Here is a 13,820-nt window from a genome sequence, read left to right as displayed (position 1 = left end):
TGCGGTCAGATGGAACCACCGGCGCGGCCACCGTCGGCCGTCGATCAAGGGGGTACGCCGTGGAGGTGCTCGTCCTGATCGTGGTGCTGGGCGCGACCGTCCTGATCGGCACCACCCTCGGCGGTCGGTACCGGGTCGCCCCGCCGGTCCTGCTCATCGCGTTCGGGGTGCTGCTCGGCCTGACGCCGCCGCTGTCCGAGGTGACCCTGGAACCCGACCTGGTGCTGCTGATCTTCCTGCCGGCGATCCTGTACCGGGAGAGCCTCACCATCAGCCTGCGCGAGATCCGGGCCAACCTGCCGGTGATCGGGCTGCTGGCCGTGGTCCTGGTGGTGCTCACCATGGTCACGGTGTCGTTCACCGCGCAGGCGTTCGGGGTGAATCCCGCCGCGGCCTGGGTGCTCGGCGCGGTCCTCGCCCCGACCGACGCGGCGGCGGTCACCGGTCTCGCCAAACGGCTGCCCCGGAAGCTTCTCACCACCCTGCACGCGGAGAGCCTGATCAACGACGGCACCGCACTGGTGGTCTTCGCCGTGGCCGTGGGTCTGCTCAGCCAGAGCGCGGAGCCGGGCGTGCTGGGCATCGGCGAGGAGTTCGTCGGTGCCAGCGTCGGTGGCGTGGTCGCCGGTCTGCTGGTGGGCGCCGCCGTGGTGCTGATCCGCAAACGGCTCGACGATCCGCTGCGCGAGGGCGCGCTCAGCGTGCTGACACCGTTCGGCGCCTTCCTGCTGGCCGACTCGGTGCACGCCAGCGGTGTGCTGGCGGTGGTGGTCGCCGGCCTGGTGCTGGCCTATGCCGGCCCCCGGGTGATCCGCGCCCGGTCCCGGGTGCTGGCGTACGCGTTCTGGGACCTGTCCACGTTCCTGATCAACGGCGGTCTGTTCGTCCTGCTTGGCACGCAGATTCCTCGCGCGGTCCGGGGCATCACCAGCACCTCGGCCCAGCGGGCTCTGCTGATCGTGGTGATGGTCACCCTGGCCGTCGTCGGCACCCGCCTGGCATTCGTCTACCTGACCGCGCAGGTCGCGAAGTTGCGGCGCCGCCGGATCCTCGACCCGAGCCAGGGGCCGTCGAGCTGGCGGGTGGGAACAGTTGCCGGCTGGGCCGGTTTCCGGGGCGCCGTGTCGCTCGCCGCGGCCCTGGCCGTCCCGACGATGACGGCCTCCGGTCGACCGGTGGTCGAACGAGACCTGATCATCTTTGTCACCGCGCTGGTGATCGTGCTGATCATGCTCATTCAGGGCACCACCCTGCCGCTGGTGGTGCGCTGGGCCCGGCTGACCGGCGACCCGGAACGCGTCGACGAGACCCGCAACGCCCGCCGACGGGCCACGGAGGTGGGCCTGGCCGCTCTTCCCCGGGTCGCCGCCGAGATCGGCGCCCAGCAGGAGGCGGTGCAGAGGTTGGAAGCCGAGTACCAGCGGCATCTGGCGGACCTCAACGAGAGTGGCGGGAGCACGGCCGAGGAGCGCCGGCTGGAACGCAGGCTGCGCCTCGGGGTCCTCGCCCACAAGCGTCGGGAGGTCACCCGACTGCGGGACAACCGGGAGATCGACGATCTCGTGCTTCAGGAGCTCCAGGCCGCGCTGGACAACGAGGAGATCCGGCTGCTGGGTCGCGGGCCCAACGAGTGAGGACCTGCGCCCCGGCTCCCGGTCGGCTCAGAGCACCTGGGCGAGGAAGCGGCGCAGCCGAGGATGCTCGGCCCGCTCGAAGACCTGCCCGGGCGGACCGGCCTCCAGCACCACGCCCCGGTCCATGAAGGCCACGGTGTCGGCCACCTGCCGGGCGAAGCCCATCTCGTGGGTGACCACCACCATGGTCATGCCAGCGGCGGACAGGTCGGCCATCACCGCGAGGACGCCCTTGACCAGCTCCGGGTCGAGCGCGGAGGTGGCCTCGTCGAAGAGCATCACCTCGGGTCGAAGTGCCAGCGCCCGGGCGATCGCGACCCGCTGCTGCTGACCGCCGGAGAGCTGAGCTGGTCGGGAGTTGGCCTTGCCGGCCAACCCCACCAGCTCCAACTGGGCCCGTGCCACGGACTCCGCCTCGTCCTCGCCGAGCTTGCGGAGCCGGCGCAGCGCGAGGGTGACGTTGCGCAGCACGCTCATGTGCGGGAAGAGGTTGAACTGCTGGAACACCATGCCGACCCGCTGCCGCAGCGCGTCCGGGTCGTCGCCCAGCACGCTGCGTCCGTCCAGCAACACGTCGCCACGGTCCGGCTCGATCAGCCGGTTGATGGTGCGCAGCAGTGTGGACTTACCCGACCCGGACGGGCCGATCACGCAGGCTGTTGCTCCGCGCGGCACCGTGAGGTCGACGCCGCGCAGCACCCGGTTCGGCCCGAAGGCGAGGTGCACGTCGCGGACGTCGAGGCTGACCGAGGTGGTCGTGTCGGTGCTCATCGCCGGTCTCCTTCGGTCGGGGCGTACGCCGGGGTGGTGTCTTCGTCGTCCTCGTCTGTCGGCGCGGCGGCCGGCCGACCGTTGCGCAGCCGTCGGTCGATCCAGTTGACGACGTGCGTCAGCGGGACGGTCAGCGCCAGGTAGAACACCCCTGCCAGCAGCAGCGCCGACTCGTTGCCGGTGGTGGCCGCGTAGTCCTGCCCGATCCGGAACAGCTCCCGCTGGCTGGCCACCAGCCCGAGGAAGTAGACCAGACTGGAGTCCTTGATCAGCGCGATGAGCTGGTTGACCCAGGCCGGCAGCACCCGCCGGATGCCCTGCGGGATGATCACCAGCCGCATCGAGTCGGACCAGGAGAAGCCGAGAGCACGGGCACCCTCCAACTGGGCGGCCTCCACCGACTGGATGCCGGAGCGGAAGATCTCCCCGATGTACGCGGCGGCGATGAGCGACAGCGCCAGGATCCCCAGCGGGTAGGGGTCCGGTCCCCAGACCTGCATGCCCAGCGGGGCCAGCCCGACGCCGATCAGCAGGATCGTGGCCGCGGCCGGCAGGCCACGGAACACGTCGGTGTAGACCCGCGCCGGCCAGCGCAGCCACCGGCTGCGGGAGATTCCGGCGACGGCCAGCAGCAGGCCCAGCACCGAGCCGAGCAGGGCGGCGGAGACCGCCAGGATCAGCGTGTTGGGCAGCCCGACGGTCAGCATCTCGGGCAGAGCCTCGCCCATCGCCTCCCAGTCGAAGAAGGTTTCCCACAGGGTGCTCAACGGATCCATCGGTTGCCTCTCCTACCGCCCTGCTCGCTCGTCACCGGTTCAGGACGCGGTCGACGCGGACGCCGACGGCGCAACGGACGCGGACGCTGACGGCGCAGCGGACCCGGACGCCGACGGCGCAACGGACGCGGACGGTGCCGCCACGGTGCCGCTGCCCGGCGTGAAGTCCGCCGGGATCGGCCGGCCCGGGTAGTACTGCGCCTGCAACCGGCTCCACGTGCCGTCCGCGATGACCTCGTCGAGGCCCTTGTTCAGCGCCTCGCGCAGCTTGTCGCTGCCCTTGGCGACGGCGTACGCGGTCGGCGCCGGGCTGAGCTGCTTGGCAGCCACGGTGATCTTGCCGTTGCTGTCGGCGGCCGACTTCTCGCCGATCTCGGCCGGGGCGATCCACGCGTCGGCGGTGCCGGCCTTGAGCTGGTTGATCGCGCCGTTGTAGTCCGGCACCCGCACCGGGTCGAGCTGCTTGCCGCTGGCGTAGTCGTCCTGGACGGTGCCCTGCACCACCACGACCCGCTTGCCGGCGAGCTGGTCGAAGCCGGTGATCGGGGAGCCGGCCGGGACGTCCAGACCGAAGTAGCCGAAGTCGTAGCCGTTGCCGAAGTCGACTGTCTTCTTCCGCGCCTCGGTGATGGTGATCGAGGAGCTGCCGACGTCGAACTTGCGGTTGTTGACCTGGGAGAGCAACGCGGAGAAGTCGGTGCCGACGAACTCCACGGTGAGGCCGAGCTTGCCGGCCACGGCAGTCAACAGGTCGTTGTCGAAGCCGGTGAACTTCCCGTCCTTGAGGAAGACGTTCGGCGGGGCGTCGGTCAGGGTGCCGGCCCGCAGCACGCCCGGCTGGGCCAGGCCGTACGGGTTGGCGGTGGCGTCGGACGAGCTGTCGTCGCCGCAGGCGGTGAGCGCGCTGGCGGCCAGGATGGCGGCCGCGCCGAGGGCGGCGGCACGGGTCAGGGCAGGAAGAAGTCGCACGGGTGTCTCCGAGAGGTCGTGTCTCGGCACGCACGGGTGTGCGTCGCCGACGGTGCGCCCGATGGGCGTACCGGTGAGGGAGAGGGTTCGGGAGAAGTGCTGCGCTAGTGCGTCATGCCGCGACAGGCGGCGCTAGTGCGTGGTGCCGCGACAGGCGGCGCTGCACATTCGCATCATGTCCACGTGCCGTCGCCGGGTCAGTGCCGGCGAGGGCCAACCGGCGCGGAGTTCCGCGACGTCGGTCGGTGGGGTGGTGCTGAGGATGCGCATGGTTCTCCCGGGTCTGTGCTGACCTGGGTGCCAGGCCACGCTTGCACCGACGTCGTGCCGGTGCCTGGTCTTCACCCGGGGCACCCCACCGCGGAGGAGGGTTGCCGGCCAGCGAGCCGGGGCTTCGCGCTGGCGCTCATGACCTGGGCCGAGGCTAGCAGCAGGCACCGGTGGATCGTCCAGTCGTTATGACCACGCTCACCGTGCGCGAAGGGGTGCCCGGCCCCGCAGGTCAGCCGGCGTGTACGTGCGGCCGGCGGCGCGGGTCGGGCTCCTGGCGGCGCAGGATCTCCCGGGTCACCGAGGCGATCGCACCCTGCCCGAACGCCAGGTAGCGCAGGATGTTGCGGCCCGGGCTGCCCTCGCTCCACTCGAAGTAGATGTGTGGGCGTCGCCGGCTCCGGTCGCGGATCTCCAGCAGCAGGGCGGCGAGCGCGGTGGGAACCGAGGAGCTGGCCAGGCTGAGCACCGGAAAGCGGTGGTCCGCCATGCTGCCGCGGACCAGCAGCTCGGTTTCGAAGTCCGAGGGGTCGGTGACGTGCACTTCGACGAAGATGACGTCGCTGTCGTCGGGGAAGTCGTTGTCCGCCATGGTCTGTGCCAGCTTGGCGCGGTACTCCGCCACGTCCCGGTGGTCGGGTTCGTGCGCGATGAGGCGGATCCGCCGCCCGATGCGCTCGTCGATCATCCGGGTCGCGACCGGGTCCAGCTCGACCTGGTTGACCCGCAGCTCGTAGGCCCGGGACAACCGGGAGAGCACGGAGACCACGATGATCGCGCTGATGAAGCAGGCCGCGATCTTGACTCCGTCGGGGCGTTCCACCACGTTCGCCAGTGTGGTGTAGATGAAGATCACCGCGATGGTTCCGAACGCGATGGTGCGGCCGTGCTGCCGTCGCCGTCTTGCCGCGAGCGTCACCGCCGTCGCCGCCGACGTGATCAACACCAGCACCCCGGTGGCGTACGCGCCGCCCTGCGCGTCCACGCTGGCCTTGAAGAGGATCGTGATCAGGAACGCCACCGCGGTGAAGACCAGCACCAGCGGCCGGACCGCACGCGCCCAGGTGGGTGCCATGCCGTAGCGCGGCAGATACCGGGGTACGAGGTTGAGCAGACCGGCCATCGCCGACGCCCCCGCGAACCAGAGGATCCCGATGGTGGACAGGTCGTAGACGGTGCCGAACACCTCCCCGAGGTGCTCGTGCGCCAGGTAGGCCAGCGCCCGGCCGTTCGCCGGCCCACCCGGCTGGAAGGCCTCCGGCGGGATCAGGACGGTGGTCGTCACGCTGCTGGTGATCAGGAAGACGCTCATGATCACCGCAGCGGTGGTGAGCAGCCGGCGCGCGCCGCGGATCCGGCCCAGCGGGCGCGCCTCGGAGTCCTGCGGGTCGCCTCGTACGCTCGGCATGACGGCCACCCCGGTCTCGAAACCGGACAGCCCCAACGCCAGTTTCGGGAAGACCAGCAACGACAGCCCGACCACCATCCAGGGATCGCCGTGCCCGGTGCTCAGCGTGGTCGTCCAGTCCTCGACGGCGCTCGGGTGCGTCACCACCCGCCACAGCGAGTCGACCATCACCACCGCGTTCAGCCCCAGGTAGAGCGCGACCAGGACGACGGCGATCCCGATGGCCTCGGTGAATCCCTTGAGGAACACCGCGCCCAGCAGCGACACGAGCACCAGCGTGACCAGCACCTCGTGTCCCTTGAGCCCGCTGGGCCAGAACGGGTTCTCGTCGATGTGCGCTGTCGCGTCGGCCGCTGAGAGGGTGATGGTGATGATGAAGTCGGTGGCCGCGAAACCGAGCAGCACCAGCACCAGCAACTTGCCCGGCCAGTAGCTCAGCAGGCGTACGAGCATCGCGATGGAACCCTCGCCGTGTGGGCTCTCCACCGCCACCCGCCGGTAGACCGGCAGCGCGCCCAGCAGTGTCACCAGCACCAGCACCAGGGTCGCCACCGGCGAGAGCGCCCCGGCGGCCAGCGCCGCGATGCCCGGCTGGTAGCCGAGCGTCGAGAAGTAGTCGACGCCGGTCAGGCACATCACCTTCCACCACGGGTGGTGCCGGCGCTCCGGCGGTCGCCCGTGCGGCCCCGGGTGCTGCACGGGCTGCTCCGAGCCGGTGCCGAGCAGCCACCTGCGCAGCCGGCCCGCGCGTCTGTCGACCTCCACCGGAGCGTCCCCCGTCATCCCGCCCATGGTCACCGTGAGTATCCGCCCGTCGTACGGTGCCCGTCCGCCGGTGCGCGGAACCCAGCGGCCGCCGCAGCGGGTTTCGGGCCCGGGGCAGGGGGGAAGCAGCGCCCCCGGGTCGGCGGGCGTGCGCCGTGCCGGGCGTCGCCGGGGGAGGGGACTGGGCATGGTCGGTGGCCGTCGCTTCCGCCCGGGTGGTGGCTTCGGTCGCCAACTCGACGAGTACGAGACCAGGATCGGCGTGCCGCCGTCCACGGACTCGTCCGCTGCGCCGGCCGGCGGGCTGGTGGACAGCGCGGTCTACATCCGAGGCCACCGGTTCGCCTCGCCGTCCGGCCTCGCCGAGACGTACCGCTGCCTGCAGGAGCAGGACGGCGCGATGGCCTGGATCGGTCTGTACCGGCCCGACATCGAGCAGATCACCTCGCTGGCCCGGGAGTTCCGGTTGCACGACCTGGCGGTCGAGGACGCGATCAACGCCCACCAGCGCCCCAAGCTGGAACGGTACGGGGAGACCCTGTTCGTGGTGCTGCGCGCCGCCCGCTACGACGACCTGCGCGAGGAGGTCGAGTTCTCCGAGCTGCACCTGTTCATCGGGCCGGGCTTCGTGGTCACCGTCCGGCACGGTGAGGCACCGGACCTGGCCGCGGTGCGGCGGCGGTTGGAGACCGAGGCGCACATGCTCGCCCGGGGCCCGGAGGCGGTGCTGTACGCGATCCTCGACCAGGTCGTCGACGGGTACGCGCCGGTGGTGGCCGGGCTGGAGAACGACATCGACGAGATCGAGACCGAGGTGTTCGGTGGCGACCCGAACGCGAGCCGGCGCATCTACGGCCTCAGCCGCGAGGTCATCCAGTTCCAGCGGGCCGCCCGCCCTCTGCTCACGGTGCTCGACGCGCTGGCCGACGGCGCCGGCAGCGGCAGCGAGGACGAGGAGCTACGCCGCTACCTGCGCGACGTGACCGACCACCTGACCCAGGTCGTGGAGCGGGTGGACGGGTTCCGGCACCTGTTGCAGAACATCCTCACCGTCAACGCCACGCTCGTCTCGCAGCAGCAGAACGAGGAGATGCGCAGCCTCACCGCGGCCAGCTACGCGCAGAACGAGGAGCTGAAGAAGGTCTCGTCCTGGGCGGCGATCCTGTTCGCTCCCACGCTCATCGGCACCGTGTACGGGATGAACTTCGTCCACATGCCGGAGTTGAACTGGCGCTTCGGCTACCTGTTCGCGTTGTTGCTGATGCTGTTGGTCTGCGGCACCCTCTACCTGATCTTCAAGCGGCGCGGCTGGCTGTGAGCCGCGCGGCCGGGATCACTCGATGCCGCGCAGGATGTGCCGTTCGTCCTCGACGTCGTCGTCGCCGGCACTGATCCGGCCGAGCAGCACGGCGGCGGCCCAGATCGTCAGTGGCGTGGCCGCCCCGGTCATTCCGCCCCCGGTCCGGTCGTCCCGGGTCTGGCTCCGCTCCGCGCGCGGTGGCCTGCGCTGAGCCTGCATAGGCACTGCCTCTCCTCGTCGAAGCCGCCTCGGCGACACGGGGTGCGCCCGCGCCACCGGCCGGGCCACCCGCGCTCGGGCAGGTCACCACCGGTACGGCATCCATGTCGAACCATCCCACGTCGGGCCGCGTCACCACCGCTTGTTTTCAGTTTCCCGACTGTCGCCCGCCAAACCGGACATTTTGTGGGTGCCTCCCGCGCCCGTCAGGGGGCAGACCCCTGAACAGTGCTCAGGGCAGTGGGTGGGCGATGCCGCGCGCGTGGTCGGTGAGCGCCGCGCCGACCACGGTCGCGGCCAGTGGCAACACCTCCAGACAGCGCCGCACCGCGGCGGCCATCAGCGCGTTCGGCACCCGCATGGAGAGCGTGCAGTGCGGCACCCAGCGACCCGGCTGGTAGTGCTCGGCCAGCGGGATGCCGGCGGCGGCGAGCCGGTCGGACACCAGGCGTTGGTGGGCCAGCAGCTCCGGGGTGGGCGCCGGGCCGAGCCAGAGCACCCGACCGACGAACTGGCCGGCGTGTTGGAAATCGAGGCGCAGCGGGGCCGCGACCACCGTCCCGCGCAGCGCCTCGGCGACCTGCTCCGGGTCGAAGCGGGGCGCCACCGCGAGGGAGACGTGCGGTCGGTGGCGCCGCTCCAGCAGCGAACGCATGCTCTGCACGCCCTCGGCCTCCAGCGCGTCCCACAGCACCCGGATGCGGCGGCTGGCGTCCGGGTCCAGATACAACTCCAACGCCGCGACCATTCGATCACCGTAGCGGCCGAGGTTTGAGCACCCGTCTCCGGCGGTACCTGGTGCGAAACCGACCAGGAGGCGTGCCCGGTGGACGTGAGTGACCTGCTGACCGAGACGTACGACCGGCTGCCCGACCTCGTCCGCGCGGCGGTCGACGGGCTCAGCCCGGAGCAACTGCGCCACGAGCCCGGGCCGGGCACCAACTCGATCGGTTGGCTGGTCTGGCACCTCACCCGGGTGCAGGACCACCACGTCGCCGACCTGCTCGACGCCGAGCAGATCTGGGTGAGCGGCGACTGGGCGGGCCGGTTCGGCCTCACCGCCGACCCCGACAACACCGGCTACGGGCACTCGCCCGCGCAGGTAGCCGCAGTGCGACCGGAGAGCGCACAGGCGCTGATCGACTACTACGAGGCGGTCGCGTCGCGTACCGGATCGTTCGTGGCCGGTCTGCGCCCGGCGGACCTGGACCGGGTGGTCGACGAGGCGTGGGACCCGCCGGTCACCCTCGGCGTCCGACTGGTCAGCGTCGCCGACGACGACCTGCAACACGTGGGCCAGGCCGCCTACGTACGCGGCCTGATCAAGGCCGGCTGACCGGGGTCCGCCGGGCTCAGGGCACGATCACCGCCCGGCCGTCCAGTGTGCCCTCGCGCATCTGCCGGTACGCGTCGAGGGCGTCGTCCAGGGCGAAGGTGGTGGTCCTCGGCCGGATCAGGCCACGGGCACCCAGATCGAGCACCTCGACCAGCTCCGGGCGACTGCCCCAGTAGGTGGTAGCGATGCTCACCTCGTACGGCACGGAGAAGAACGACACCGCCACGGTGCCCCCTCCGATGCCCACGATGGTCAGGTCACCGACGGTGCGGGCCGCCGCCACACCGAGCGCCATGGTGGCGTCCGCACCGACGAAGTCCAGCACCACGTCGGCACCCCGACCGCCGGTTGCCTCGCGGATCTCCTCGGCGGCGGTCGGACCCGACATCACGGTGCGGTCGGCGCCGCACTCCTCGGCCAGCCGCAGCGCCTCGGCGCGGGTGTCCACCGCGATGACCCGCGCGGCTGTGGTGGCCTTGAGGATCTGCACGCCCACATGCCCCAGCCCGCCAACCCCGATGACCACTGCCGTGCTGCCCGGCGGCAGCTTCGCCCAGGAGCGCCGGACGGCGTGGTATGGGGTGAGGCCCGCGTCGGTCAGCGGCGCGGCGTCCACCGGATCCAGCCCTTCGGGAAGGGGTACGACGTGCCGGGCGTCCGGGACCAGCTCGAACTCGGCCATGCCGCCGTCCAGTCCGAGCCCGCCACCCCCGCTCGGCACCGGTGCACCGGCAGGGTTCTCGCAGTACGGGTCGACGCCGACCCGGCAGCGGGCGCAGGTGCCACAGCCCCACGGGCCGAAGACGGCTACCGGTTGCCCGACGGACAGCCCGGTCACGCCGTCACCGAGGGCGTGCACCCAGCCAGCGTTCTCGTGGCCGAGGGTGAACGGTGGGTTCCAGGGCATGGCGCCCGGCTCGAAGTCGTCCATCAGGTGCAGGTCGGAATGGCAGGCGCCGGCGCCGCCGATCCGGACCACCACCTGACCCGGCCCGGGCGTCGGATCGGGGACCTCGACCAACTCCGGTTCCGACTTCCACTCCTGCAACCGCAGCGCGCGCATCCGATGCTCCCGTCCGTCCTGACTCTCGGCTGGACCGGTGGCTGCCCGCTCTGCCGCCGCGCAAACGGGCCGCGGCGGGCGCAAGCTCGGTGGCCCTCATCCCATGCGGGTGAACCGGCGTCACCCCGGCGCCGGTGATCCTGCGGAGAACCGTGGGGAGGGGAACCTGATGCGTACGACGGCGGAGCAGTACCTGCGACAGCTGGATTCCGGCCGGCGCCCCGACCTGCCGGAAACGACAGCGGGCACACTGCGGCTGGACGTACGCGCCGACGGCTGCACCGACCACTGGTATCTGACCATCTCCGACCAGCACGTCAACGTGGCCCGCTCGGCCGACGACGCCGAACTGGTGGTCCGGGCGGACCGGTCGGTCGTCGACCAGATGGTCAACGGTGAGCTGCATCCGGGCGCGGCTCTGCTGCGCAACGAGCTGACCGTGCAGGGCAACATCCAACTGTTGATGCTGCTGCGGCGGATCTTCCCGGGGCCGACCGGCGCCCGCCATCCGCGGGAACTCGGCCGGGCCGCGTTGGCGCGCCGGGCACCGGAGCGGGACGCGGTGGCCACCCGGGAGGCCGGGCGGTGAGGCAGGAACTGCTCCACGTGATCGCCGGCAGCGTGTTCGCCAACAGCGACGCTCAGGGCGACATGGAGGTCGACCCGCAGCAGCCGGTCGGTCTCTTCGCGTTCGACACCCGCTTCCTGTCCCACTGGGTGCTCAGGATCGACGGCGAGCGGATCAACGCGCTCTCCCGCGACGACATGACGTACTTCGAGACCCGGTTCTTCCTGGTGCCCGGCGCGGCGAGTCACTACGTCGACGCCGACGTCTCGATCATCCGACACCGGTCGATCCACGACTGTTTCCACGAGAAGATCACCGTGCTGAACCACTCGGCGCAGCCCGCCGAGTTCACCGTACGGATGGAGATGGGCAGCGACTTCTCCGACATCGCCGAGCTCGGGCTCCGGCAGCGGACCATCGAGGCCACCGCGGACTCGGCGAACAACCGGCTCGTGCTGCGCTATCAGCGGGACCGGTTCGTCCGCCAGACCACAGTGCGAAGCACCCTTCCCGTCGAGGTGGACGAGGGGGGAATGACGTTCCGGATCCGGATCGACGCCGAGGGGCAGTGGGAGACGGACCTGCACGTCGCCATGACCATGGGCGGCGAGGACGGCCAGGACATGCGCGCCCACCTCAAGTCGCACCAGTGGGCCGTGCGGACCGGGATGCGCGAGGACCTGGCGGACTGGATGGACCGGGCGCCGCAGCTGGTGGCCGAGCGCCGCGGGCTGGAGGAGATGTACCGGGGCAGCCTGGCCGACCTGGCGGCGCTGCGGTACAGGCCGTTGTCGTACGACGATCGGGTGCCCGTCGCGGGTCTGCCGTGGACGATGTGGTTGTGCGGACGGCACAGCATCATCACCAGCCTCCAGACGTTGGCGTTCACCCCCGAACTGGCCCCCGCGACGCTGCGGATGCTGGCGCTCATGCAGGGCGGTCAGCTCGACGACGACATCGACGAGGAGCCGGGCAAGATCCTGGCCCATCTGCGCTACGGCGAGTCCGGAGCGTTCGGCGACCGGGTGAACGCGCTGTACTACGGCTCGGCGGACACCACCCCGCTCTTCGTCGTCCTGCTCGACGAGTACGAGCGCTGGTCCGGTGACGCGGACCTGGTCCGCGAGCTGCGCCACCCGGCCCGGATGGCGTTGGACTGGATCGACGAGTACGGCGACCTGACCGGGGACGGCTACGTGCGCTACCAGCGTCGCAACGAGCGGTACGGTGCGATCAACCAGGTCTGGAAGGACTCCCCGGAGTCGATCACCGACGCGAACGGCCGGCAACCCGCCTTTCCCCGCGCCACCTGCGAGGTGCAGGGCTACGTCTACGACGCGAAGATGCGTGGCGCCCGGCTGGCCCGGGAGTTCTGGGGTGACCCCGCGTACGCCGACCGTCTGGAGCGGGAAGCCGCGGCGCTGAAGGAGCGCTTCAACCGGGACTTCTGGCTGCCGCACCAGGAGTATTACGCGTTGGCCCTCGACCCGTACGGTGAGCCGGCCGACGCGCTGTCATCCAACATCGGGCATCTGCTGTGGAGCGGGATCGTCCCGGACGACCGCGCCGAGGCGGTCGCCGAGCACCTGGTCGGGTCGCGGTTGTTCGGCGGTTGGGGGGTGCGCACCTTCGCCACCGGGCAGCGGTCGTACAACCCGATGGGCTCCCACCTGGGCGCCGTGTGGCCGGCGGACAACGCCCTGATCGCCGCCGGGCTGCGCCGCTACGGCTTCGACACCCAGGCAGGCACCATCGCGGCCGCCATCTTCGACATGGCGCAGACCCTCGGTGGGGCGGTGCCGGAGATGATCGCCGGCCACGAGCGCCGGCTGACGAAGTATCCCGTCCAGTTGCCGGCGGCCGGGCGCCCGCAGGCGTGGTCGTCGGGTGCGCTGCTGATGCTGCTGAGCACCATGCTGGGGCTGCGACCCACCGGCGACAACCTGCTGGTGAACCCGTCGGTGCCGGCCGGCTTCGGTCGGTTGGACCTGTTGGACATCCCCGGTCGTTGGGGTCACTCCGACGCCTACGCGAGGGACCGGAGCACCGCGCACAGGGCCCGTCCGCGGGAGCGCTGAGACCCGCGCGGCCTTCGGTGAGCGGCTCGGTCAGCCCATGGTCCTGGCGCCGTCGATCGACTCCCGCAGGATGTCGGCGTGCCCCGCATGCTGGGACGTCTCGGCGATCAGGTGCAGCAGCACCCGACGAACCGTCCAACTCGCGCCCGGCTCGAACCACGGCGCCTGCGGCAGCGGGTGTGCCGCGTCCAGGTCGAGGGTGGCGACCAGCTCGTCGGTCTGGGCAGCCACCTCCTGGAATCGCTCGACGAGCCCGGCCAGGGTCTCGCCCGGCTCCATCCGGAACTGACCGACCCAGTCGACGGCCTCGCGCTCCATCGCCTCCGCGCCGCCCACGGCGAAGAGCATCCAGCGGTGCTCGATGCCGGCAACGTGCTTGACGAGGCCACCGAGGCTGAGCGCGCTGACCGTGGGACAGGTGGCCGCCTGCTCGTCGGTGAGCCCGTCGACGGTCTGCAGGAGGAAACCGCGATGCCTGCGCAGACTCTGCAACAGGTCGGCCCGCTCACCGGTGAGCTGCTCCGTGCTGGTCATGCCGCCACCCTTCGTCGTTGTGCGCTCGACACCCGAAATCTCATCCGGTGTCACCGTAGGACGAGGCACCGACACTTTCCGGGCGCGACACCGGGGCGACGCGCGACCCGCCAGCGGTTGCCGATCCGC

General features: G+C 71.1%; 14 protein-coding genes and 1 riboswitch. Of the genes, 5 read left to right on the top strand and 9 right to left on the bottom strand.

The window, feature by feature from the left end; genetic code table 11:
• Positions 1–59 precede the first annotated feature (59 nt).
• Positions 60–1,634: a Na+/H+ antiporter gene (locus KBX34_RS11820; protein WP_210793634.1), complete on the top strand. Its 1,575-nt coding sequence runs from the start codon at positions 60–62 to the stop codon at positions 1,632–1,634.
• Positions 1,635–1,661: 27 nt separating this feature from the next.
• Here KBX34_RS11820 and KBX34_RS11815 read toward each other — a convergent pair whose 3' ends face one another.
• From KBX34_RS11815 to KBX34_RS11795, 5 genes are all read right to left on the bottom strand, one after another.
• Entirely contained in the window at positions 1,662–2,405 is a 744-nt protein-coding gene (locus KBX34_RS11815) for an amino acid ABC transporter ATP-binding protein (protein WP_179783018.1), read from the bottom strand.
• Positions 2,402–3,181, bottom strand: coding sequence for an amino acid ABC transporter permease (locus KBX34_RS11810; RefSeq protein ID WP_210793635.1), 780 nt, complete (start codon positions 3,179–3,181; stop codon positions 2,402–2,404). The genes KBX34_RS11815 and KBX34_RS11810 overlap by 4 nt, the downstream gene beginning before the upstream one ends.
• 39 nt (positions 3,182–3,220) lie before the next feature.
• Positions 3,221–4,150: an ABC transporter substrate-binding protein gene (locus KBX34_RS11805; RefSeq protein WP_210924952.1), complete on the bottom strand. Its 930-nt coding sequence runs from the start codon at positions 4,148–4,150 to the stop codon at positions 3,221–3,223.
• A gap of 132 nt (positions 4,151–4,282) precedes the next feature.
• Entirely contained in the window at positions 4,283–4,420 is a 138-nt protein-coding gene (locus KBX34_RS11800; RefSeq protein ID WP_210924950.1) for a hypothetical protein, read from the bottom strand.
• A gap of 32 nt (positions 4,421–4,452) precedes the next feature.
• Positions 4,453–4,564: riboswitch (SAM riboswitch) on the bottom strand.
• A gap of 88 nt (positions 4,565–4,652) precedes the next feature.
• Positions 4,653–6,611 (bottom strand): amino acid transporter, encoded by a 1,959-nt coding sequence (locus KBX34_RS11795; RefSeq protein ID WP_247671720.1) that lies wholly within the window; start codon positions 6,609–6,611, stop codon positions 4,653–4,655.
• Between the two features lie 169 nt (positions 6,612–6,780).
• Between KBX34_RS11795 and corA the strand changes: the two genes are divergently transcribed.
• Positions 6,781–7,911: a magnesium/cobalt transporter CorA gene (corA, locus tag KBX34_RS11790; protein ID WP_210793637.1), complete on the top strand. Its 1,131-nt coding sequence runs from the start codon at positions 6,781–6,783 to the stop codon at positions 7,909–7,911.
• A 15-nt stretch (positions 7,912–7,926) separates the two neighbouring features.
• On the opposite strand, the gene KBX34_RS11785 is transcribed toward corA, so the two are convergent.
• Together KBX34_RS11785 and KBX34_RS11780 are read right to left on the bottom strand one after the other, a co-directional pair.
• Positions 7,927–8,118 carry a hypothetical protein gene (locus KBX34_RS11785; RefSeq protein ID WP_141908638.1) on the bottom strand — a complete coding sequence of 64 codons (192 nt, stop codon included), beginning with the start codon at positions 8,116–8,118 and terminating at the stop codon, positions 7,927–7,929.
• A 226-nt stretch (positions 8,119–8,344) separates the two neighbouring features.
• On the bottom strand, positions 8,345–8,860 hold the full coding sequence (locus KBX34_RS11780; RefSeq protein ID WP_210924948.1) for a 2'-5' RNA ligase family protein: 516 nt from the start codon (positions 8,858–8,860) through the stop codon (positions 8,345–8,347).
• 78 nt (positions 8,861–8,938) lie between these two features.
• On the opposite strand from KBX34_RS11780, the gene KBX34_RS11775 reads away from it, so the two are divergent.
• Complete coding sequence (locus tag KBX34_RS11775) at positions 8,939–9,448, top strand: DUF664 domain-containing protein (protein WP_210924946.1); 510 nt, start codon at positions 8,939–8,941, stop codon at positions 9,446–9,448.
• A 16-nt stretch (positions 9,449–9,464) separates the two neighbouring features.
• On the opposite strand, the gene KBX34_RS11770 is transcribed toward KBX34_RS11775, so the two are convergent.
• The gene (locus KBX34_RS11770) at positions 9,465–10,511 is read right to left on the bottom strand and encodes an NAD(P)-dependent alcohol dehydrogenase (RefSeq protein WP_210924944.1); all 1,047 of its coding nucleotides are present in this window, start codon (positions 10,509–10,511) and stop codon (positions 9,465–9,467) included.
• A 169-nt stretch (positions 10,512–10,680) separates the two neighbouring features.
• Here KBX34_RS11770 and KBX34_RS11765 point away from each other — a divergent pair, with 169 nt between their 5' ends.
• On the top strand, positions 10,681–11,100 hold the full coding sequence (locus tag KBX34_RS11765; RefSeq protein ID WP_099857236.1) for an SCP2 sterol-binding domain-containing protein: 420 nt from the start codon (positions 10,681–10,683) through the stop codon (positions 11,098–11,100).
• Positions 11,097–13,157, top strand: a complete 2,061-nt coding sequence (locus KBX34_RS11760; RefSeq protein ID WP_210924942.1) for a glycogen debranching N-terminal domain-containing protein — start codon at positions 11,097–11,099, stop codon at positions 13,155–13,157. Before KBX34_RS11765 ends, KBX34_RS11760 begins: the two co-directional genes overlap by 4 nt.
• 30 nt (positions 13,158–13,187) lie before the next feature.
• On the opposite strand, the gene KBX34_RS11755 is transcribed toward KBX34_RS11760, so the two are convergent.
• Positions 13,188–13,691, bottom strand: a complete 504-nt coding sequence (locus tag KBX34_RS11755) for a DinB family protein (protein WP_210924940.1) — start codon at positions 13,689–13,691, stop codon at positions 13,188–13,190.
• Positions 13,692–13,820 lie beyond the last annotated feature (129 nt).

It is taken from the genome of Micromonospora sp. M61 (genome assembly GCF_018070245.1).
Lineage (GTDB): Bacteria > Actinomycetota > Actinomycetes > Mycobacteriales > Micromonosporaceae > Micromonospora > Micromonospora zamorensis.
The sequence above is the reverse complement of the archived record's forward strand: the minus strand, read 5'-3'. Positions and strand labels throughout refer to the sequence as shown.